The 22734-nt window shown below is 28.9% G+C and carries 23 protein-coding genes; 15 read left to right on the forward strand and 8 right to left on the reverse strand.

Going from position 1 to position 22734, the window contains the following annotated elements; all coding sequences use genetic code 11:
* The first annotated feature begins 30 nt into the window (after window positions 1-30).
* The 3 genes from AC8IGH_RS01280 to AC8IGH_RS01290 are packed head-to-tail and all read left to right on the forward strand — an operon-like array spanning window position 31 to window position 1975.
* Window positions 31-963, forward strand: a complete 933-nt coding sequence (locus AC8IGH_RS01280) for an ABC transporter ATP-binding protein (RefSeq protein WP_507418905.1) — start codon at window positions 31-33, stop codon at window positions 961-963.
* The gene (locus AC8IGH_RS01285) at window positions 956-1528 is read left to right on the forward strand and encodes a biotin transporter BioY (RefSeq protein WP_507418906.1); all 573 of its coding nucleotides are present in this window, start codon (window positions 956-958) and stop codon (window positions 1526-1528) included. The genes AC8IGH_RS01280 and AC8IGH_RS01285 overlap by 8 nt, the downstream gene beginning before the upstream one ends.
* A 21-nt stretch (window positions 1529-1549) precedes the next feature.
* Window positions 1550-1975 (forward strand): DUF6314 family protein, encoded by a 426-nt coding sequence (locus AC8IGH_RS01290; RefSeq protein ID WP_507418907.1) that lies wholly within the window; start codon window positions 1550-1552, stop codon window positions 1973-1975.
* Here the strand turns inward: AC8IGH_RS01290 and AC8IGH_RS01295 are convergent, their stop codons facing one another.
* The gene (locus tag AC8IGH_RS01295; protein WP_507418908.1) at window positions 1976-2542 is read right to left on the reverse strand and encodes an ActR/PrrA/RegA family redox response regulator transcription factor; all 567 of its coding nucleotides are present in this window, start codon (window positions 2540-2542) and stop codon (window positions 1976-1978) included.
* A gap of 169 nt (window positions 2543-2711) precedes the next feature.
* Between AC8IGH_RS01295 and AC8IGH_RS01300 the strand changes: the two genes are divergently transcribed.
* The 4 genes from AC8IGH_RS01300 to AC8IGH_RS01315 are packed head-to-tail and all read left to right on the forward strand — an operon-like array spanning window position 2712 to window position 6896.
* Window positions 2712-3902, forward strand: a complete 1191-nt coding sequence (locus AC8IGH_RS01300) for a type III PLP-dependent enzyme (protein ID WP_507418909.1) — start codon at window positions 2712-2714, stop codon at window positions 3900-3902.
* A complete protein-coding gene (locus AC8IGH_RS01305; RefSeq protein ID WP_507418910.1) occupies window positions 3902-4948 on the forward strand; it encodes a 1,9-bis(guanidino)-5-aza-nonane synthase in 1047 nt (348 codons plus the stop codon). The genes AC8IGH_RS01300 and AC8IGH_RS01305 overlap by 1 nt, the downstream gene beginning before the upstream one ends.
* Window positions 4949-4951: 3 nt before the next feature.
* A complete protein-coding gene (locus AC8IGH_RS01310; RefSeq protein ID WP_507418911.1) occupies window positions 4952-5833 on the forward strand; it encodes a carbon-nitrogen hydrolase in 882 nt (293 codons plus the stop codon).
* Complete coding sequence (locus AC8IGH_RS01315; protein WP_507418912.1) at window positions 5826-6896, forward strand: agmatine deiminase family protein; 1071 nt, start codon at window positions 5826-5828, stop codon at window positions 6894-6896. Before AC8IGH_RS01310 ends, AC8IGH_RS01315 begins: the two co-directional genes overlap by 8 nt.
* Here AC8IGH_RS01315 and AC8IGH_RS01320 read toward each other — a convergent pair.
* The 7 genes from AC8IGH_RS01320 to mutM all read right to left on the reverse strand — a co-directional run bounded on the left by AC8IGH_RS01320 (window position 6889) and on the right by mutM (window position 15717).
* Window positions 6889-8181 (reverse strand): ActS/PrrB/RegB family redox-sensitive histidine kinase, encoded by a 1293-nt coding sequence (locus tag AC8IGH_RS01320; protein ID WP_507418913.1) that lies wholly within the window; start codon window positions 8179-8181, stop codon window positions 6889-6891. The genes AC8IGH_RS01315 and AC8IGH_RS01320 overlap by 8 nt on opposite strands.
* A gap of 4 nt (window positions 8182-8185) precedes the next feature.
* A complete protein-coding gene (locus AC8IGH_RS01325; protein WP_507418914.1) occupies window positions 8186-10738 on the reverse strand; it encodes a DNA gyrase subunit B in 2553 nt (850 codons plus the stop codon).
* Window positions 10739-10800: 62 nt separating this feature from the next.
* Complete coding sequence (recF, locus tag AC8IGH_RS01330) at window positions 10801-11880, reverse strand: DNA replication/repair protein RecF (RefSeq protein WP_507418915.1); 1080 nt, start codon at window positions 11878-11880, stop codon at window positions 10801-10803.
* Between the two features lie 4 nt (window positions 11881-11884).
* A complete protein-coding gene (dnaN, locus tag AC8IGH_RS01335) occupies window positions 11885-13000 on the reverse strand; it encodes a DNA polymerase III subunit beta (RefSeq protein ID WP_507418916.1) in 1116 nt (371 codons plus the stop codon).
* Window positions 13000-14394: a chromosomal replication initiator protein DnaA gene (gene dnaA / locus AC8IGH_RS01340; RefSeq protein ID WP_507418917.1), complete on the reverse strand. Its 1395-nt coding sequence runs from the start codon at window positions 14392-14394 to the stop codon at window positions 13000-13002. The genes dnaN and dnaA overlap by 1 nt, the downstream gene beginning before the upstream one ends.
* Window positions 14395-14546: 152 nt before the next feature.
* Window positions 14547-14807, reverse strand: coding sequence for a 30S ribosomal protein S20 (gene rpsT / locus AC8IGH_RS01345; protein ID WP_017969648.1), 261 nt, complete (start codon window positions 14805-14807; stop codon window positions 14547-14549).
* A gap of 46 nt (window positions 14808-14853) precedes the next feature.
* Window positions 14854-15717: a bifunctional DNA-formamidopyrimidine glycosylase/DNA-(apurinic or apyrimidinic site) lyase gene (gene mutM, locus AC8IGH_RS01350; protein WP_507418918.1), complete on the reverse strand. Its 864-nt coding sequence runs from the start codon at window positions 15715-15717 to the stop codon at window positions 14854-14856.
* A 42-nt stretch (window positions 15718-15759) separates the two neighbouring features.
* Between mutM and ubiE the strand changes: the two genes are divergently transcribed.
* From ubiE to fabB, 8 genes are all read left to right on the forward strand, one after another.
* Entirely contained in the window at window positions 15760-16476 is a 717-nt protein-coding gene (gene ubiE / locus AC8IGH_RS01355; RefSeq protein ID WP_507418919.1) for a bifunctional demethylmenaquinone methyltransferase/2-methoxy-6-polyprenyl-1,4-benzoquinol methylase UbiE, read from the forward strand.
* Window positions 16477-16482: 6 nt separating this feature from the next.
* Entirely contained in the window at window positions 16483-18051 is a 1569-nt protein-coding gene (gene ubiB / locus AC8IGH_RS01360; RefSeq protein WP_507418920.1) for a 2-polyprenylphenol 6-hydroxylase, read from the forward strand.
* Window positions 18052-18055: 4 nt separating this feature from the next.
* The gene (coaBC, locus tag AC8IGH_RS01365) at window positions 18056-19279 is read left to right on the forward strand and encodes a bifunctional phosphopantothenoylcysteine decarboxylase/phosphopantothenate--cysteine ligase CoaBC (RefSeq protein ID WP_507418921.1); all 1224 of its coding nucleotides are present in this window, start codon (window positions 18056-18058) and stop codon (window positions 19277-19279) included.
* Window positions 19279-19719, forward strand: a complete 441-nt coding sequence (gene dut, locus AC8IGH_RS01370) for a dUTP diphosphatase (protein WP_507418922.1) — start codon at window positions 19279-19281, stop codon at window positions 19717-19719. Before coaBC ends, dut begins: the two co-directional genes overlap by 1 nt.
* Window positions 19720-19725: 6 nt before the next feature.
* Window positions 19726-20478 (forward strand): HesA/MoeB/ThiF family protein, encoded by a 753-nt coding sequence (locus AC8IGH_RS01375; protein ID WP_507418923.1) that lies wholly within the window; start codon window positions 19726-19728, stop codon window positions 20476-20478.
* Window positions 20475-20954, forward strand: coding sequence for an SH3 domain-containing protein (locus tag AC8IGH_RS01380; RefSeq protein WP_507418924.1), 480 nt, complete (start codon window positions 20475-20477; stop codon window positions 20952-20954). The genes AC8IGH_RS01375 and AC8IGH_RS01380 overlap by 4 nt, the downstream gene beginning before the upstream one ends.
* A gap of 71 nt (window positions 20955-21025) precedes the next feature.
* The gene (fabA, locus tag AC8IGH_RS01385) at window positions 21026-21532 is read left to right on the forward strand and encodes a bifunctional 3-hydroxydecanoyl-ACP dehydratase/trans-2-decenoyl-ACP isomerase (protein ID WP_507418925.1); all 507 of its coding nucleotides are present in this window, start codon (window positions 21026-21028) and stop codon (window positions 21530-21532) included.
* A gap of 9 nt (window positions 21533-21541) precedes the next feature.
* A partial coding sequence (gene fabB, locus AC8IGH_RS01390; RefSeq protein WP_507418926.1) for a beta-ketoacyl-ACP synthase I occupies window positions 21542-22734 on the forward strand: 1193 nt, incomplete at its 3' end.

Genomic DNA, 22734 nt, shown 5'->3' on the forward strand with positions numbered 1-22734 from the left:
TAAATACAAAAATTATATTACATAATATTAATGGAAAACTTTTTAGCACTAGAAATTAATAACCTTTCAAAAGAATTTAGAACAAAAAAAAATACAATCCACGCTTTAAAAAACATTAGTTTAAATGTTAATAAAGGAGAAATATTTGGTTTGTTAGGTCCAAACGGTGCTGGCAAATCTACATTTATAAATATTCTTGCAGGTACAGTTATAAAATCATCTGGCTCAGTAAAGGTATGGAACTTCGATTTAGATAAAAATTCTAGAGAAATAAGAAGCTCTATAGGAATAGTTCCTCAAGAAACAAATCTTGATCCGTTTTTTTCTCCAAGAAAGTTGCTAGAGATCCAAGCTGGCATGTATGGAATAAGAAAAAATGAAAGGATCACTGATAAAATTTTAGAAATTACTATGCTTAAAGATAAAGCAAATTCTTATGCGCGAAGTTTGTCTGGAGGAATGAAAAGACGATTATTAGTTGCAAAAGCACTCGTTCATCAACCTCCCATTTTAATTCTGGACGAACCAACAGCCGGGGTTGATGTAGATCTTAGACAACAACTTTTAGAAAATATTCAACAGCTTAATAAACAAGGAGTGACAATTATTTTAACAACTCACTATCTTCAGGAAGCTCAACAATTATGTGATCGAATTGCAATTATAAATCACGGTCAATTAATAGCATTAGATAAAACTGAAAATTTATTAAATAATATTTTAACCAAAAAAATTATTTTTAAATTAAAAATACCTAAAAATATTGGCGAAAAACTTAAGTCCGGTCTTACAATTAATTATCCAAAACCTGATCTTATTAGTGTTATCTATAATAAAAATGAGAATAAAATTGAAGAAATCATATCGGAAGTTAAAGAAAAAAATATTGAAATTTTAGATATTTTAACAGAAGATGCGGACTTAGAGGATGTTTTTTTAAAATTAACAAAAAAAAATGTTTAATAACAAAATTCAAAATAAAAAACTTTTTTTATTAAAAGAAATTATGTGGTTACTACCCATAATCATTTTTGCAACTTTTATAATTACTTTATCTGCAAAGACTAAAGTTCCATTTTATCCAGTGCCAATGACAATGCAAACATTTGTAATTATGGCAATTGGAGTTTTTTTTGGAAAAAGAACAGGTCTTTTAATACTATTAACTTATTTTTTAGAGGGACTATTTGGCCTACCAGTATTTGCTGGCACACCTGAAAAAGGAATTGGACTAGCTTATATACTTGGGCCAACTTGCGGATACATAATGGGATATTTTATTACTGTATATCTGTCTGGAAATATTAAATATGAAGATAAAATTATAACAAGAATTACAAAACTAATAATTGCAATTATTCCAACATATTTATTAGGAGTTATTTGGCTTGGCATAATATTTGGATGGAATTTTTCAATCATAAAACTAGGAGTTACTCCTTTTATATTTGCTGAGTTATTTAAAATAACTTTGCTTGCATTATTAATCCCAAAGATTCTTAAATTAAAAAAATTTATTAAATCTTAAATTCTTAATAATTAATTATTAATGTTCAAAAACCTTTTAGGTTCTTGGTATCTAAAAAAAAAAATATCAAATGGTTTTTTAGGTGAAGGCTTGATGTCTTTAAGATCTAAAAAATTAAACAACTTTTATTACGAAGAAAAAAGTTTAATTCATAAAAAAGGTAATGAAAATATAATATCTGGATATCAAAAGTTTGATATAGTTGAAAATAATAACTTTATAAAATTTTATTTCTTATTAGGAGATAAAAAGAATAAAATTTATCAAAAATTTAATAAAAATTTTAAAGATAATCTCGTTTCTAGGTATTTTTGCAAAAAAGATATCTACAAAACGTACTTAAGAATAATAAATAATAATTTATTTAAAATAGATCATTTAATTATAGGACCAAACAAAAGAATATTAATACAGAACACTTATTTTAGGTCTTGTAAGAATAATTAATTATTTTGGAGATCTTTTTGAAAGAATTCTTTGAAGAGTTCTTCTATGCATTTTAAGTCTTCTAGCCGTCTCAGAAACGTTTCGATCGCATAATTCAAACACCCTCTGAATATGTTCCCATTTTACCCTATCAGCAGACATTGGATTTTCTGGAGGAGTTGCCTTTTTATCTTTATCTGCCAATAAAGCGGCCTCTAAATCTTCAGCATCAGCAGGCTTTGCAAGGTAGTCTATAGCTCCCGACTTTACTGCAGCTACAGCTGTGGGAATGTTTCCATAGCCTGTTAAAACTATAATTCTACTATCAGTTCTTACCTTATGGATCTCTTTCACAACATCAAGACCGCTTCCATCGTTTAATCTAAGATCAATGATAGCAAAAGTCGGAGGTGAGGCTATAACTTTTTGGTTCGCCTCAGCAACACTAGAAGCTGAAACAACAGAAAAACCTTTATTTTCCATAGCTTTTGAAAGCCTATTTCGAAACGGATCATCATCGTCCACTATAAGCAAAGATTTGTTCTCAAACTGATCTAGATTCGCTTTTGAGGTTAAGCTTTTATTCATCGGTATCCGATTATAGTCCTTCCAGAACCCAATCTCAAGCTAAGGACACAGTGTGGAAAAAAAATTTCTTACCTAAAATAAATACTTTACAGAAATTAAAAATAGCTTTAATTGCCGACTCAATTGGTTAATTAATAATAATTTTTTTAACAAAAGGACATAACAAGAATTGAAAAAATTTAATTCTGTTTCTGATTTAGTCAGAGATCTTCAACCAGTAAACCCTGTATATTGTATTCGGCCAGAGAGTATAAAACTGGCTTGTAATTTTTTTGTAAATAATTTTCCGGGGAAACCCCTATATGCTGTAAAAACAAATCCTCATAAAAGTGTTATCAAACACATCTATCAAAATGGAATCACAAATTTTGATGTAGCCTCTATAGAAGAAATTAAATTAGTTAAGTCGATTGCAAAAGATGCAAAGCTTTATTTCATGCACACTGTAAAAAATAGAAAGAGTATTGAAGAAGCATATTTTAATTACAATGTAAGAGATTTTTCTTTTGATACAAAAGATGAGTTAATTAAAATTTTTGAAGCAACAAAAGATGCAAAAGATTTAACTTTATATCTAAGAATATTTGTTTCTAATGAGCATTCTGAAATTGATCTTTCTAAAAAATTTGGAGCATCTCCTGCTGAAGCTATTAATTTAATAAAATTAGTAAGACCACTTGTTAAAAAACTAGGTGTAAGTTTTCATGTTGGATCACAATGTATGCACCCTGTGTCTTATTCAAAAGGAATCAAAGAAATTGGAAATATAATTTTAAAATCAGGAATTACTCCTGATATTATAAATGTTGGCGGAGGATTCCCGTCCAAATACCCAGATCTATATCCTCAACCATTAGAAAACTATATGGAAGAAATTAAAAAAGCTGTAAACAAATTAAATTTACCTAAACAACCTGAATTAATTTGTGAACCTGGAAGAGCTATCGTTGCAGAAAGCGGTTCTACTATTGTTAAAGTTGAGCTTAGAAAAAAACAAAGTTTATATATTAATGACGGAACATACGGATCTTTGTTTGACGCTGGCTTTCCAAATTTCATTTTTCCAACAAAAGTGGTTGATACTGGAAAAGATTTAAGCAGACGCTTAACTCCTTTTAATTTCTACGGACCTACATGCGATAGTATGGATTTTATGAAAGGTCCTTACATGTTGCCAAATAATTTAAAAGAAGGTGATTATATAGAAATTGGTCAATTAGGTAGTTATGGCTTAACTTTCAGAACTAAATTTAACGGTTTTTACTCAGATGACATTTTCGAGATCGAAGACAAACCAATAATGTCCGTTTATCAAAATGAACAAGATGAGGAATACAAAAGCAATTATCTTGTTGCTTAATGAGCAAATCGTCAAATCCAACTATAGGTCACAACAAATCCAGCTTTTTAAATAAAGCAATAGAACACATAGACATTACCTCTTTTGATGCAAGACCAATCATTGATGGTATGTCTAAAATGTCTTTTACATCAAGAGAAACAGCTAATGCAGCGCAAATTTATAACGAAATGTTAAATGATAAAAACTGTACTATTTTCTTAACTTTGGCTGGTTCAACTTCTGCTGCAGGATGTATGAAAGTTTATGCTGATTTAGTTAAAAATAACATGGTCGATGCTATCGTTTCAACTGGGGCATCCATTGTTGATATGGATTTTTTTGAAGCTCTTGGCTTTAAGCACTATCAAGGGTCTCAATTCCAAAACGACAATATATTGAGAGAACACTATATTGATAGAATATATGATACATATATTGATGAGGATCAACTTCAAGCGTGTGATAAAACAGTTGGTGAAATAGCAGATCAATTAGAACCTAGACCCTATACTTCTCGTGAGTTTATAAAAGAAATGGGAAAATATTTAACAAAAAATTCGAAGAAAAAAGAATCTTTGATTCAACTTGCCTACGAAAATGATGTACCAATATTCTGCCCTGCATTTACAGATTCTAGCGCTGGATTTGGTTTAGTAATGCATCAAGAAAGAAATCCTAAAAAACATTTAACAATTGACTCTGTAAGAGATTTTAGAGAACTTACAGAAATTAAAATTAAATCAAAAACTTCGGGTTTATTAATGATCGGTGGTGGCGTTCCTAAGAACTATATTCAAGACACAGTAATCTGTGCTGAACTTCTAGGAAAAGAAGTTGATATGCACAAATATGCTATACAAATTACTGTTGCTGACGTTAGAGATGGAGCGTGCAGTTCTTCTACATTAAAAGAAGCAAGTTCATGGGGTAAAGTAGATACAGCGAGAGAACAAATGGTTTTTGCTGAAGCAACTAGTGTTATACCTTTAATAGCAAGCGATGCATTTCATAGAGGCTACTGGAAGAATAGACCAAAAAGGAGTTTTTCTAAATTATTTAAATAAAAGATGTCTTCACTAACTAAAGTAGCTTTGGTGCAGATGAAGATGGACGATGATCCAGAAAAGAATCTCTCTAAAGCCATTGAAAAAATTAAATTAGCAAAAAAAAAGGGGGCACAAATTGTTTGTTTACCCGAGCTATTTCTAACTCATTATTTTTGCCAAGAAGAAAATCACGATAACTTTGCGATAGCAGAAAAAATACCTGGGAAGACTACTGATATATTATGCGAATTAGCAAAAAAAATAAGTGTAATAATAATTGTTCCACTTTTTGAAAAGAAAGTTTCAGGTCTCTATCATAACTCATGCGTTGTGATTGATGAAAAAGGAAAGATTTTTGGTCATTACAGAAAAATGCACATCCCTGATGATCCTCAATATTATGAAAAATTTTATTTCACACCAGGGGATTTAGGTTTTAAAAGTTTCAATACAAAACATGGTACAATTGGAACTTTAATATGCTGGGATCAATGGTTTCCAGAAGCTGCGCGCCTAACGGCTTTAAAAGGTGCAGAAATTATATTTTATCCAACAGCAATAGGATGGCATTTACGTGAAAAAAAAGAGTTTGGTAAATCACAATTAAATGCATGGCTTACAATTCAAAGATCACACGCTATAGCAAATGGTGTATTTGTTGTTTCTGTTAACAGAGTAGGTATTGAAGGCAAAAAAGATAAATCTATAGAATTTTGGGGTAATTCAATCGTTTTTGACCCTAATGGAAATATTATTGCTGAGGCTAGTAACAACAAGGAAGAGATTATTATCACTAACATTGATCTGAGCAAAGTTGAGAAAGTAAGACAGCATTGGCCTTTCCTAAGAGATAGAAGAATTGATCAATATCACGGTCTATTAAAAAATCCTTCCGATGAATGAAAATCTGGCATCCTTGGGTTATAGAATGCCAGCAGAGTGGGAAAAGCAAAGCTCTACATGGTTAGCATGGCCACATAATAAAAATGACTGGCCTAATAAATTTGAAAATATTCCATCAACTTTTGCAAAAATAGCTTCAGCATTATCTAAAGTTCAAAACGTTGATATTTTAATTCAATCAAGATCAGTTAAAAATAATATTAAGAAAATTTTAATTAAAGAAAGAACGAACCTTAATAAAATTAATTTTCATATTATTAAGACAAATAGAGTTTGGACTAGAGATACTGGACCTATTTTTCTAGTAAACGATCTTTTAAAAAAAAAGATTATGACTAATTTTCATTTCAATGCGTGGGCAAAATATAAAGATTACAATTTTGACAATAATATTAAGCCGCAAATAGCAAAAATTAAAAATATAGATTTAATAGACGTAAAAGCAAAAATTAAAAATAAAATTAAAGATGTTATATTGGAAGGTGGGGCAATTGATGTGAATGGAAAAGGAACATTAATCGCAACAAAAGAATGTTTATTAAGCAAAGTTCAAGAAAGAAATCCTGGATTAAGTAGAGAAAGACTAGAAACAATCTTAAGCGAAAGTTTAAGTATAAAAAATTTTATATGGCTTAATAAGGGTATCGTTGGTGATGATACTCATGGTCATATCGATGACATCACAAGATTTTTTGATGATGACAAAATATTTACAGCAATGGAATATAAAAAAAGTGACGAAAATTACTCAGCTTTAAATGAAAATTTAAAAATCTTAAAAAAATCTAGAAATCATTTAGGTAAACAAAATACAATTGTAGAAATACCTATGCCATCACCTTTAATTATTGAAGACACAAGAGTGCCTGCTAGCTACTTAAATTTTTATATAGCAAATAAAATTGTGTTACTTCCAATCTTTGAAGATAAAAATGACGATAAAGCTTTTCAGATTTTGGAAAAGCATTTTAAAAATAGAAAAATTGTTCCAATTAATTGCCGTGATCTTATTTGGGGATTTGGAGCAATTCATTGCATGACTCAACAAGAGCCAGCTATATAAGCTTTAAATTAATTAAATCTTTTTTCTGCCAAGATATATCAACCGTGGCCCCTTTATCTTCTAAATTATAAAAATTAATAATTGCAGATAATCTTTCTAAAAAAACTTTTGCTATAAAAATACCAAGACCCAACCCCTCTTTATTATTACCAAGATCCTTTTTATTAATATAAGGATCTCCTAAAAATCCTAATATTTGCTTTGAAAAACCTACTCCATCATCTTCTACTTTTATTCTCAACTCATCTTGATTAGATAATAGAAAAATCTCAACTTTATTTGATGAAAACTTTAATGCATTATCAATGATATTCTTAAGACTATAAATAATTTCAATTTTCTTTGTAATTAAATAATCTTTTTTATAGTTTTCTTCATTAATAATTATTTTTTTCTTACTTAAATCTTTAAATGAATCCACAATCTCATGAATAATAATTTTAAATGATGCTTTATCAAAAAATTTATCTTCTTTTTCAGAATAGGGATTTTTTGATATCTGCTTTAATATATCGCTACATCTTTTAGATTGAGAAATAAGCAAATCTAAATCTTGATTAAACTTGTTATTTGATCCTATCTCTTTCTTTAACTCTTTAGCCACTAAAGATATGGTATTTAAAGGCGTTCCCAATTCATGTGCTGCTGCTGCTGCTAGACCTCCTAAAGATTTCAATTCTTGCTCTCTTAAAAATATTTGTTGCAAAAAATTAAATGCCTCATTTCTTTGTGCACTTTCTATTGCTAATCTTTGTGAATAAATAGCTAAAAATATTATTGTCGTACATAATGCCAATACTAATCCTAAAATGTAAAATTTTGGAAAAAGATAATTATTTTCAAGTCCTGGTAATTCAAAATAAAAAAGAGATAAAATAATAATTAATACAATTGATAAAAAACCTATCAGAATACTGCTTCTTAAATTTAAAAATCCTGCAGCAATTGTAATTGGAGCAACAATTAATATTGAAAATGGATTTGTTAGCCCGCCAGTTAAAAATAGTAATCCAAATAACTGAAACAAATCATAAAGGATGCTAAAAGTAGCTTGTTTATTAGACAATAGATCTGTTTTTTTTGATCTAATTTGGAGAACGATATTAAGAAAAGAAGAAAATAAAACTAATAAATAACAATACTCAATATTAAAAGTAAAATTAAAGTAAAAAAATACGATTGATATTGTTACAAACTGACCAAAAATTGCAACCCAACGAATATTAATTAGTGTTAAAAGTTTTATCTGATTATCATTTAGCTCTGGTAATTTTGCTAAATTCATTAAACTAGATATCTAGATTATTTACATTAATTGCGTTTTTATTAATAAAATCTTTTCTTGGAACAACATCTTCGCCCATTAAAATTTTGAAAATTTCTCTATCTCGATCACCTGGATTAGTAGTTTCATTATCAACATCATTTCCAGAATAATTTACTTTTAACAATGTATTGTTTTCTGGATTTAGAGTTGTTTCCCACAATTCTTCTGGGTTCATTTCTCCTAGTCCCTTAAATCGCTGTATAGAGATAGATTTTTTTCCTTCTTCTATTATTTTTTTTAGAAAATCTATTGGAGAATAAATATCGATTTTTTCATTAGCAGAATTAATCATGTGGCAATTTTTTCTGAAAACTTTCAGCATATCACCTAATAGACTTAATTCTTCTACATGCTTGGTATTTAAAAAATCTAAACTTAATTTTTTAACAATAGTTTCTTCATAATATTTTTTTTCTAAAATAAATGAATTTTCTTTAAACGAACCTGTCCATAAATTATTTTCTGCATTATTACCAAATCTATTTAAATATTCTGCTGCAGCTTGTATGGCGCCATTTTTTTTCTTACCATTAGAATCATCTCGAATTAAAAAATCTTTTTTATCTTTATAAAAACTTCCAACGACAGTTAGAGCTTCGACTAACTCTTTATCAAAATCTTTTCCTAAATTTTTTACTCTTGAATCAAATCTTCTGCAGTATTCTATGATCTCATCGAAATTTTCTTCTTTTACTTTTCCATTTTCTTCTGAGAAAAATTTAATATTATCTTTGGCTGTATCAATAGTGATATCAAAAAGATCTTCATCGTTTTTGATGTAAGAGATTTTTTTTCCTACTTTGATTTTATATAAAGGTGGTTGCGCTATATAAATTTTTCCATTTTTAATAAGTTCATTAAATGGTTCATTATTAAAAAAAGTTAATAATAAAGTTCTTATATGAGATCCGTCGACATCCGCATCGGTCATAATAATAATCTTTCCATATCTTAATTTCTCTAAACTAAAATCATCAAATCCAGTACCAATAGCGTTAATTAAAGTTATAATTTCGTTTGAAGAAAGCATCTTGGCATAAACCTTTTTTGCCTCTGCAGGATCTAACTTGCTTGACCCGTTATTTTTTGAATCAACATAGGTATTTAAAATCTTTCCTCTTAAAGGCAAAACCGCCTGAAATTCCCTATTTCTTGCCTGTTTAGCAGATCCACCCGCTGAATCCCCCTCTACTATAAATAATTCGGCTTTATCTTTATCCTTTGTCTGACAATCGGCCAATTTACCTGGCAAACTAGAAATATCTAATGCGCTTTTTCTTCTAACACTCTCTCTCGCTTTTCTAGCAAGTTCTCTGGCTAGAGCGGCTTGTGAGATTTTATTTACAAGGGCTTTTGTAATTTTATTATTTTGATCAAACCAGACTTCAAGTTTTTCATTAACTATTCCTTCTACTACTGGACGGACTTCTGATGAAACTAATTTTTCTTTAGTTTGGGATGAAAATTTAGGATCCTTAACTTTTACTGATATTATTGCAGTCAATCCTTCTCTGACATCGTCTCCAGTTACAGAAATTTTTTCTTTCTTTAAAATGCTATTATCGACAACATATTTATTTATAGTTCTTGTTAATGCATTTCTAAAACCAACTAAATGTGTTCCGCCATCTTTTTGCGGTATGTTATTTGTAAAAGTTACAATTTGTTCTTGGTAACCGGCATTCCAAACCAGAGCCACTTCTAATTGAATGTCATTCTTACTTCCTGAAATATATATTGGTTTTGTAAAAAGATTTTCACCCGTTTCTGACTTAAGCTTTTCTTTATTTTTATCAAAATCAATTACAAATTCTGCAATACCGCCATCAAACTTATATTCAGATCTTTTTACTTTTTCTTCTCGCTTATCTTCTAGAATAATTTGAATACTCTTATTAAGGTAGGCTAATTCTTTAATTCTTTTTTTTAAAATATTGATATCGAATACTGTGGTAGTAAATATTTTTTTTGAAGGCAAAAAAGTTACTGAGGTACCATTTGCTTTCTTCGCATCACCAATTTGCTTTAAAGATTTTATAGTAACTCCATCTTTAAATTCTGCGAGATATTCTTTATTTTTTCTAAAAATATTTAATTTTAAATTTTCAGACAAAGCATTCACCACGGAAACTCCTACTCCATGTAATCCACCTGAAATTTTATATGAATCGTGATCAAATTTTCCACCAGAATGTAACTGGGTCATAATTACTTCTGCCGCAGATATTCCTTCTTCTTTATGCATATCAACGGGTATACCTCTTCCATTATCTTCAACAGTAACACTTTGATCTTTATTTAATGAAACATAAATTTCATTACAGTGACCTGCTAAAGCTTCATCTATAGAGTTATCAATGACTTCAAAAACCATATGGTGCAGACCAGTGCCATCATCTGTGTCACCAATATACATTCCCGGTCTTTTTCTAACCGCATCTAAGCCTTTTAAAACTTTAATTGAGTCTGCTTCGTATGAATTATTTTGAGGTTTTTTTTGTAAATTTTCTGGCATTTATGAATTTTTTTTGAAGCCTTTTATAACATTTTTTACCCCTAATTAAGACAAGGTAATTGTTATAATTTTACAAAAAATGCTTTATTTTCAATAGTTTGGAACTGTTGTATATTGTTTCCTGTATACCAAGTTTGCATCCCTATTTTTGCAATTTCATTGAAAAAAAGTTCAAGATTTTTGCCATCAATATGGGACACAATTTCATCAAATAAAAGTATCGAATTTATATTTTTAGATTTCATTAACAAAATAAATGCCAATATTAATGATATTAATATTTTTTTTTGCTCACCTGTTGAACAAAAGTCAGAATTTAATTTGGTTTCCTCATTAAAAAATTCAAAAATATCAAACTGCGGACCTACACTATTTCTTTTTATTATTTGATCAATCTCACGTTTTTCAAAATATTTATTTTCAAAAAATTTATAAAAGTCTTTTTTGCTTATATTTTGATCTAAATCATAAGAATTTTTTATATTTAATTTAATTTTTAAAAAATTATTTAATTTTTTTGAAATAATATTATTAATATCTTTAATAAACACTCTTCTATAGGTAAAAATATTCCACAATTCATTTATCATTTTCTTTTCTAAAATATTCAACCATTGTAAATCTTGATTTTCTTTTAATAATTGAATTCTCTCTTCTGAAATTTTTTTAAAGTTACCTAAATTTTTTTTATAATCTAAATTGTAATTAGAAATAATTTTGTCTAGAAATTTTCTTTTAATACTATCTCCTTCATACATAATTTTATCCATTTGAGGAGTTAACCAAGTAAAATTTATATTCTTGAAGACTTCAGTTAAGCTGGATTTGTTATTATCAATATTTAAATATTTTTTTACTTTATCTTCTTTTGATTCAAAAATTACGTCGACTTTGTAATCTTTTTTTTCATAACTAATAATTGTGGAAATAACTGTTTTGTCTTTAGAATCTTTTTTTATACAGTCCTCTATTAATGTTCCCCTAATTCCTTTTTTATCTGCAATGAGTGACATAGCCTCTAGTATGTTGGTTTTGCCACTACCATTTGGACCAATAATGCAAATGATCGGATGATTAGTTTTGAGCTCGGTAAAAGAATGTGATCTAAAATTCTGTAATTTTATATCTTTAATCAGGAACATTTAATCATGCCACTCTCATTGGCATAATAACATGTAAAGTATTAATATCTGCTGGATCGTGAACTAATACTGGTGATGAAGGGTCTTTAGCATAAATCATTACATTTTTGTCTTCGATAACGCCTCCCACATCAATTAAGTATTTAGAATTAAAACCAATTTCTAAATCTGGTCCGCTGTAACTTAGAATAATTTCTTCAACACCGTCACCTGCGCTAGGATCATTAACTAACAATTTTAAAATATCTTTATTCACTACAAGTTTTAATGTTCCCTTACGATCAGAGGACAATGAGTTAATCCTATCAATAGTAGAAATAAATGATGATAAATTCACTGTTATTTTGTTGCTATTATCTGTTGGTATTACTTTTGAATAATCCGGGAATCTGCCGTCAATAACTTTAGAAATTAAAGTTATATCATTTATAGAAAATCTGATTTTAGTTTTGCTTGCAGTAATTTTTAGTTCTGAATTCTCTTCTTGAAGTATTGTAACTAGCTCAAATAATGTTTTTTTAGGTAATATAACAGACTCGAAAGTCACATCTTTATCTAATACTAATCTGCTTTTTGATAATCTGTGACCGTCGGTAGCAACTGCCGAAAGGTATAATTGATTATTTTCATTTGTTTTGTGTAAATATATTCCATTCAAATAATGTCTAGTTTCATCATTTGAGATTGCAAACTTAGTCTTATTAAGTAATTTTAAAAATATAGAAGAACTAATTGCTAGAGCTTCTCCTTCAACATCATCTTGGGTAATAGGAAAATCTTTTGGTGGTAAACATTTTAAATTAAAATTTGATTTTGCTGAAATCAAAGAAAGTTGCCCATCGGTCTTTTGCGAAATTAATATTTCTGATCCTGATGGTAATTTTCTAACCAAATCATAAATAACTTGGGCTGTTGTAGTTGTTGAGCCTTCTTTTATGATTTCACCTTTAATAACTTCAATAATAATAATATCTAAATCTGTAGCAGAAATAGTAATTTTTCCATTTGATGCATCTAATAAAACATTAGATAATATTGGAATAGTATTTTTTTTCTCAACTATACCCTGTATATGAGAAAGACTTTTAAGAAATAGGTCTCTATTTAACTTAAGTTCCATTAAATAGTTTTAGTTAATTTTTGATTAAGATCTTTAATTTCATTTTCGAAATTTTTATCTTGGATCATTAATTCCTCTACTTTTTTAATAGCATGGATAACAGTTGTATGATCTCTTCCAGAAAATCTTCTACCAATGTCAGGTAAAGATTTTGTAGTCATTTTCTTTGATAAATACATTGCAATTTGCCTTGGCCTTGCAACAGATCTGGATCTTCTTGATGACATAAAATCGTGCATCGAAATATTATAATAAGAAACGACTGTTTTTTGTATATCTTCTACAGTGACATTAGTTTCAATTTTATTCAAAGAATCTCTTAAGATATTCTTAGCTTCGACGACAGAGATTTTTCGATTATTAATATTTAAATGAGCAGCTATTCTATTAAATGCACCTATCATCTCTCTAACGCTAAGCTTTAATTCATTCGCAATAAAACTAATAACTTCATCATCTATAACAATATTTTTTTCTGAGGCATGAAATTCTTTTAAACATCTTTGTTTTAAAATTTTAACTCTTTGTTCGAAATCTGGACTTTGAATATCAACAACTAAACCACCTGATAGTCTCGATTTAATTCTATCTTGTATTCTGTCCAGTTCGTTTGGTGGTCTGTCGCAAGAAATAACTATTTGCGAGCCAGATTCTATTAACGCATTAAACGTGTGAAAAAACTCTTCTTGAGTCACATCTTTTCCACTTACAAATTGTATATCATCTATAATTAAAACTTTTGCACTTCTAAAAATATCCTTAAATTTTACTACATCATTGTTTTTTATAGATCTAACAAATTGATACATAAATCTTTCAGCAGACACGTAAATAACTTTATCTATCTTTTTTAATAATTTATTTCCAATAGCATTTAATAGATGAGTTTTTCCTAAACCAACTCCTCCATAAATATAAAGTGGATTATATTTATTTAAATTATCAACAATTCTATTGGCTGCTGTGAAAGCAAGTTCATTACTTTTTCCAACTATGAAGTTATCAAAAACTAATCTTTCATCAATTTTTGAAAGTCCATAACTACCACTATCTTGAATTAGATCTTTCTTTTCAAAATCAATTACGTTTGATTTATTGTTGTTTTTTATCTCAACTCTTTCTGAAATCTGAAACTCTATACGTGTAATATTTGTGTCTAGTTTTTTATATAAATCTAAAATTTTGTCAGCATAATGAGCAACGATCCAATCACGAATAAATCGAGTTTTTACATTAAGAACTAAAGTATTAAAATTTATTTTAGTAAAATTAATGTTTTGTAACCAGCTTGTGTATACATCCTTGCCATAAAGTCCTAATAGAGATTGTTGTAATGAGTCCCATCTCGCTTTATCACTATTAAAATTATCTTTAAAATTTATTTGGTTTGGCATTTAAATTATTTTTAAAAAAACAATGTGTTCTATTTTTTTTGCATTGTAAACACAAGTAAAGAATTTATTTTTTTTTAATTTACAACTTAAAGGATCAAACTTTTTAGTTGTCAAAAAATTATAAGATCAACTAATAATTGATAAAAAAAATTTTATAATTTAGAGATTTGTTTTGAAATACGAGAAACTTTTCTTGAAACAGTAGTTCTTTTTAAAGAACCTTTTTTGGAAGCTTTCATAACCTGAGATTGAAAATTTGAAAATAATTTCAGAGCTTTTGCTTTATCTTTTGATTTAATTGCTTCTTCGATTATCTTTACCGCAGCTTTATATTTCCCAACTCTAATTTTATTAACTTGAGTTCTTTTTTTTATTTTTTTTACTGCGCGAATAGCAGAGACTGTATTTGCCATATTTTTAGGGCATTATATATAAGTTGAAGATATTAGGGTCAATTACTTAATTTTGACATTCTCTACAAAAAAAACTTGCTCTCCCATGAGATACAACCCTTGCTATTAGACCAGAACATCCTGACCTAGAACATTTCAAACCTTCCCTATCATAAACTTTAAATTCATTTTGAAAGCGACCTTTTTGACCAACTGAAGACTGAAAATCTTTTATGCTTGAACCACCTAATTTAATAGCCTTTTTAAGAACTCTTCTAATAGAAAAATAAAGCCTATCAATATCTATTAAGTTTAATTTAGAAGAAATTTTACTAGGTTGTATTCTTGCTAAAAAAAGAATTTCATTTGCATAAATATTTCCAATTCCAGCGATAAAACACTGGTCCATTAATAAAGTTTTTATCGTTCTTTGTGTGGCTCTAGCTTTTAATACTAAATAATCTTTCGTTAAATTTTTACTGAGTGGCTCAGGCCCCAATTTACTTAAAAATTTATTAGCATCTAATTTAGAGATTTTATCTAATAAAAAAAAACCAAATCTTCTAGGATCATTATAAACCACTTTTAAATTATTAGAAAAAAAAAATTCTAAATGATTATGCTTTATTGAAAATTCATTAGAGTAGTAACTAGTTTTTAAAAAATCTTTAGAATAACTATTCTTAATTAAAAACTTTCCTGACATTCCTAAATGAGCGATCACTACATAATTATTCTTTAGATAAATCAAAATATATTTAGATCTTCTTAAAACCTTAATAATCTTTTGATTAATTACAATCTTTTTAAAGTTTGCAGGAATTTTAAATCTTAAATTAAAATTATTTATTTTTATATTCTTAATAACTTTATTCTCAATAAATTTTAATAAGGTTCTTTTAGTTACTTCTACTTCTGGTAATTCTGGCATTAACTATATGACTATTGATTGTAAATGTTCTATATTTAAAGAATGCAAGATACTAATACAAAACAAGATTCAAAAAAAGACTTCGTCAATACAGTTTTCAATTCTGTATTTAAAAAATATGATCTTATGAATGACATCATGTCATTTGGTATTCACCGTCTATGGAAAAGTAATTTGATTGATTGGATGCAACCTAAGCTAAATTCAAAATTAATTGATATGGCTGCTGGAACTGGAGATATGACAAAACTTTTTATTGAACGTACCAACTTTACTGGTCAGGCAATGATGGTTGATCAAAATATTGAGATGCTAAATGAAGGTAAAAAAAAACTTGAGCATTATAAAAATATTGATTCTTTACACGCTAGTGCAGAAGAAGTTCCTTTAAAAGAATCTAGTTTTGATTACTACATAATCAGTTTTGGTATAAGAAACGTAACAGATATAAAAAAAACACTAAGTGAGGCTTATCGACTACTTAAACCAGGCGGAAGATTTATGTGTTTAGAGTTTTCAAAAATTAATAATGAAATTATTGAAAAATTTTATTCTGTTTATTCAAGTTTTATTCCTCATATTGGAAGAGTAGTTGCTGGCGATAAGAAACCCTATGAATATTTATTACAAAGCATCAAAGATTTTTATAACCAAGAACAATTATTAAACCTTATGAAAGAGGCTAAGTTTATAAATACGGAATATAGAAACTTAACAACTGGTATTGCTGCAATTCATTCGGGTTGGAAAATACAATAATTTAAAATGCTATCTAATTTTTTTACTCTTATTAAAATTGGCAGAGCTTTAGCAAAATCTAATAGTTTATCTATTTTTGAAGAATTTTATAAACCACCACTATCTATTAAAGTTTTAATAAAAATTTTTGGCTTTACTACTTTTAATAAAGACTCTGTAAACAAAAGTGCTGGTGAAAGATTAAAAAATGCTTTTTTAACTTTAGGTCCTGCTTTTATAAAACTGGGTCAATTTCTTGCAACCCGTCCTGATATTGTTGGTGAAGAATTTGCAAAAGAGTTACAAAAACTTCAAGATCAAATGCCCGCTTTTGATATCTCTCAGTCAAAGGAAGCTTTACGAAAAGAATTAGGTGAAGAAAAATATCAACAAATTACTTATTTAAGTAAACCCATTGCCGCCGCATCTATTGCACAAGTTCATTTTGCTAAAATTATTAACAATGAAAAAAAAGAAATTGATGTTGCTGTCAAAATATTAAGACCCAATATAGAAAAAATTTTTAATAAAGAATTAAATGCTCTAAGATTTTTAGCATCGGTAATTGAATTTAGTGTTAAGAAAAGTCGCAGATTAAAATTAGTAAAAATCATAGATCTTCTTAAAGAAATTACGAACATTGAAATGGATTTAAGATATGAAGCAGCAGCCGCAAGTGAACTTAAAAAAAATACAGCACAAGATGAAGGCTTTAAAGTTCCATCTATATATTGGGATTTTACGTCTCAAAGAATTTTAACCATTGAAAAAGTAGAAGGCATTTCAATTAAGGATAAAGAATTGCTTATCAAAAATAAAATTGATTTAAAAAAAATATCAAGATTACTAATACAAAATTTTTTAAGACAAGCAGTTGGAGATGGTTTTTTTCATGGCGACATGCACCAGGGCAATTTGTTTGTCGATAATAATGAAAATATTGTGCCTGTAGATTTTGGAATTATGGGCCGACTAGATATTGCAAATAGAAAATATTTAGCTGAAATATTGTATGGTTTTATCAACCGTGACTATGAAAAGGTCGCAAAAGTCCATTTTATTGCAGGTTTAGTTCCAAATACTGAGTCTTTAGATCAATTCACTCAAGCTCTAAGAACTATTGGAGAGCCTATTTTTGGACAATTATCTAAGAATATTTCTGCTGGGAAGTTGCTTGCTAGACTTTTTGAAGTAACAGAAAAATTTAATATGGTTACTCAACCACAATTGTTATTGCTACAAAAAACAATGGTAGTAGTTGAAGGGGTTGCAAGATCATTAGATGAGGATGCAAATATTTGGGAAATTTCAAAACCAGTATTGCAAGGTTGGCTTAACAACGAGATTGGTCCTAAAAATAGAATAGATAAAATATTAAAAACAACAACAGAACTTTTAGATAAACTTCCAGAATTACCTGAAATGATTAATCGTGCAAACAAAGCTATGGAGCTTTTAAGTTCATATGAGTTTATAAAAAATCAAAACCAAAGTAATGAATATGAAATTAAACTAAAATCTTCAAAACTAAAAAAGACTTATCTAATTATAGGTTTATTAATTATTGTAATTATATTGCTAATAGTATTCAAATAGCGCGATGATAAATTCAATTAAGAACAAAAAAATTTTAATCGTCATCGGCGGAGGAATAGCCGCTTACAAGGTTCTTGATGTTATTAGAGAACTTAAAAAGAATAACTGTGAAGTTAAAACCATTCTAACTAACTCTGGAAAAGAGTTTGTAACGCCACTATCAATTTCTGCTCTTTCTAAAAATAAAGTTTTTGAAAATTTATTTGATCCTAATAATGAAGGAGAAATGGATCATATAGCACTATCTAGATGGTGCGATTTAATACTTGTTGCGCCGACAACTGCAAATTTGATGGCAAATTTTGCACGCGGTGAGGCTAAAGATTTTGCAACAACAGTTATTATGGCTTCCAACAAGCCTATTTTTCTTGCTCCAGCAATGAATGTAGAGATGTGGAATAATCCTGCTAATAAAGAAAATTTTCAAAAGCTTATTCAATTTAAATATAAATTTATTGGACCAGCTATTGGTGAAATGGCTTGCGGAGAAATAGGAATTGGTAAAATGTCTTCTCCTGAAGAAATTATTCTAACTATTAAAAATTATTTTCTCTCAAAGAATTTATTTAATAATAAGAATTTGAAAGCCTTAGTGACAGCAGGATCAACACGAGAATATATTGATCCGGTAAGATTTTTATCCAATGAATCTTCTGGAAAACAAGGGTTTGAAATTGCAAAATCATTAAATGATATAGGCTTTAAAACAAAATTAGTTATTGGCCCAAATTCACTAGATATTAAAAATCAAGATAATCTTGAAGTAATTAATGTCACAACCGCAAAACAAATGTTTGAAGCTTGCAAAGATAATTTACCAGTAGATGTTGCGGTTTGCACCGCTGCGGTTTCTGATTTTAAAATTAAAAACTATAATGAAGAAAAAATTAAAAAAGAAGGATTAGAAGATTTTAATTTAGAACTTGAAAAAAATATTGATATTTTATCTTTTATCTCTAGCCAAAATATTAATCGACCAAGACTAGTGGTTGGTTTTGCAGCGGAGACAAGAGATGTCATTGAAAATGCACAAAAAAAAATCCAAAGCAAACACTGCGATTGGATCGTCGCGAATAATGTAGCTGATAAATCTATAGGCTTTAACTCAGATTATAATGAAGTTTTTTTAATTTCTAAAAATAAAGAAGTTGAAAAATTTAACAAAACTACAAAATCAGAAATTGCAAAAAAATTATCTAACAAAATTCTTCACGCTCTTATTCAATAATGGTTAAAATTTTAGTTAAAAAAATAAATTATAAGCACAAGGATTTGCCTAAATATGAAACAGTGGGCTCTTCTGGTTTAGATTTAATTGCTAATATAGATAAGGAAATAGTTTTAAAACCTAGTGAAAGAACATTAGTACCAACGGGCCTGTCTGTAGCTATTCCTGAAAATTATGAGATACAAATAAGACCAAGATCAGGACTTGCAGCGAAGAATGGGATTAGTGTTTTAAATACACCTGGAACAGTGGATGCTGATTATCGAGGTGAAATTAAGGTAATATTAATAAATCTAAGTTTAGAAAATTTTAAAATTGAACCCGGACAAAGAATTGCTCAAATGGTGTTATGTCCCGTTGTAAAAGCAGAATTACTTGAAGTAGATACACTTCCTGAGTCAGTTCGTGGAAGCGGGGGATTTGGATCAACGGGCAGATAAATATTCATGAAGCTTAGTTATGACGATGTCAAAAGATACATTGCTCATATCAATTTAAAAAAAATTGGCAGCTTTGGTCAAAAAAAAATCATAGATACAAAAATTCTGATTATTGGTGTTGGCGGATTAGGCTCCCCCGTTGCTCTCTATCTTGCTTCATCTGGGATTAGTAATATCGGAATTGCGGATCATGACAAAATTAATATTTCAAATCTACATCGACAAATCTTATTTAATGAAAAGGATATTAATAAGTTTAAAGCAGATATTGCTGAAAAAAAATTAAAAAAAATTAATTCTAAAATAAAAATTAAAAAATTTAAAACTAAAATTGATAGTAACAACATAGGTAAAATTGCAAAAGAATATGATCTCATCATCGATGGGACTGACAGTTTTAAATCTAAATTATTAATTAACGATTACTGTTATAAAAATAAAAAGATCTTAATTTGCGGCGCTATAAGCAAGTTCGACGGTCATGTTTTTGTTTTTAATTTTAAAAAGAAAAACTCTCCTTGTCTTAGATGTTTTATGCCAGAAATTCCAAGTACAGAAATGATAGATTGTCAAAGCGAAGGAGTTTTATCTACTCTTGCAGGAATGATAGGAACAATTATGGCTAATGAAGCTATTCGTGAAATATTAAATTTTGAAAACTCGTTGTGTGGAAGCATCCTAATTATTAGTGCTGAAAATCTTTTAATTAAAAAAATTAAATTAAATAAAAATAAGAACTGTATTAAAAAAATTAAATGAGTTTTAAAACAACAATTGTTATTTTATCTTTTATCATTTTTACAAGCACAGATTTACTAGCACAAAAAATAATCACTAAAAAATATCTTAGTATTAGAACCAGTGTTGCAAATCTTAGAATTGGACCTTCGCCTACCCATCCTATCGCTTTCGTATATGAAAAAAAGAATATGCCAGTTGAAGTAATTGACGAATTTGAGGTGTGGAGAAAAGTTAAAGATTATCAAGGTGACATTGGCTGGATTCATTTAAGTCAACTCTCTCGAAAAAGAACTTTATTAACTTTAAAGGATGGAATTGTTCTTTTTAAAAATGCAACAATCTATTCAAGACCGATTATTAAAATTGGAAATTTAGAAGCTGCCGCTATTAAAAAATGTATTCCAAATTGGTGTTTGATTGAAATTCAAAAATATAAAGGATGGATACAAACCGATCACGTTTGGGGCTTAGAAAATAAAGAAATTATTAATTAAATTTGTAAAATCTGCTATTAAATTGTAAATTAACAATCAATTATCAATAATTTTAATTCTCTAAAAATTTCATGAAACAACAAAATAAATACAATTATCAAGACTTGCTTGATTGTGCTGAGGGGAAATTATTTGGACCTGGTAATGCAAAATTACCTGCTCCACCAATGTTGATGTTTGATAGAATTACTTCAATCACAGCTGAGGGTGGATCGTTTAATAAAGGTGAAATTTTAGCAGAATTAGACATCAAAGATAATTTGTGGTTTTTCGAATGTCATTTTAAAGGAGATCCTGTGATGCCTGGATGTTTAGGATTAGATGCAATGTGGCAACTTTTGGGATTTTATCTTGGTTGGTTAGGAAATCCTGGTTACGGTCGAGCACTTGGTGTGAATGAGGTAAAATTTACAGGAGAAGTTGTAAAAAAAGTAAAACTTGTAAAATATGTCATTAATATCAAAAGATTATTAAGAAAAGGCGAAACTTGTGTTGGTTTAGCTGATGGTTTAGTCTTTGCGGACAACAAAGAAATATATAACGCTAAAAATCTTAAAGTTGGTTTATTTAAAAGTTAGGGAGAATTGATGCGAAGAGTTGTAATCACAGGTTCAGGGATAGTATCATGCATTGGTAATAATAAAAAAGAAGTTTTAGATTCTCTTCTTAATACTAAATCTGGAATAACCTTTTCTGAAGAATATAAAAAATACAATTTTAAAAGCCAAGTCTGCGGTATTCCTAATATTAAGTACGAAGATTTAATTGATAGAAAAGTTTTGAGATTTATGGGCGATGGCTCAGCTTATGCTTATCTCTCAATGAAAGAAGCAATTGAAGAATCCGGTCTAACTGAAAAAGAAATTAGCAACGAAAAAACTGGAATTATTATCGGATCGGGTGGCCCTTCAATTAAAAACGTAATGTTTGCGATTGATTCAACAAGAGCATCCGGTCCTAAAAAAATGGGTCCTTTTATTGTACCAAGAACAATGGCAAGCACATGCTCTGCAACACTTGCAACACCATTTAAAATCAAAGGAGTTAATTATTCAATTAGTTCTGCTTGTGCAACGAGCGCACATTGTATTGGTAATGCTATGGAACTTATCCAATTTGGAAAACAAGATATTGTTTTTGCGGGAGGCGGTGAAGAAATAGATTGGAGCCTTTCTGCAATGTTTGATGCAATGACTGCATTATCATCAAAATATAACGATACACCACAAACGGCTTCTAGGCCTTACGATTCAAGCAGAGACGGCTTTATAATCGCAGGAGGAGCAGGTGTTGTCGTATTAGAGGAGTATGAACACGCCAAAGCTAGAGGAGCTAAAATTTTAGCCGAAATTACAGGATATGGAGCCACATCTGATGGTTATGATATGGTTGCACCATCTGGCGAAGGTGCTGTTAGATGTATGAAAATGTCTATGCAGAATCTAAGAAATTCAAAGGTAGATTATGTTAACACTCACGGAACTTCTACTCCTGTGGGAGATACAAAAGAAATCGAGGCAATGAAAGAAGTTTTTAAAGATAAAGTTCCTCCTTTTAGTTCAACAAAATCAATCACAGGACATTCGCTTGGTGCTACTTCAGTGCAAGAAGCTATTTACTGTCTATTGATGATGAAAAATAGATTTATAGCAGCATCAGCAAACGTGAAGGATTTAGATGAAAAAATAAAAGGTTTACCTATTGTGACCGAAGTTAAAAAAAATGTAGATTTAAATTGTATAATGTCTAATAGCTTTGGTTTTGGTGGAACGAATGCAAC

The organism is Candidatus Allofontibacter sp. (assembly GCF_038145245.1).
In the GTDB taxonomy this organism is placed as follows: domain Bacteria; phylum Pseudomonadota; class Alphaproteobacteria; order Pelagibacterales; family Pelagibacteraceae; genus Fontibacterium.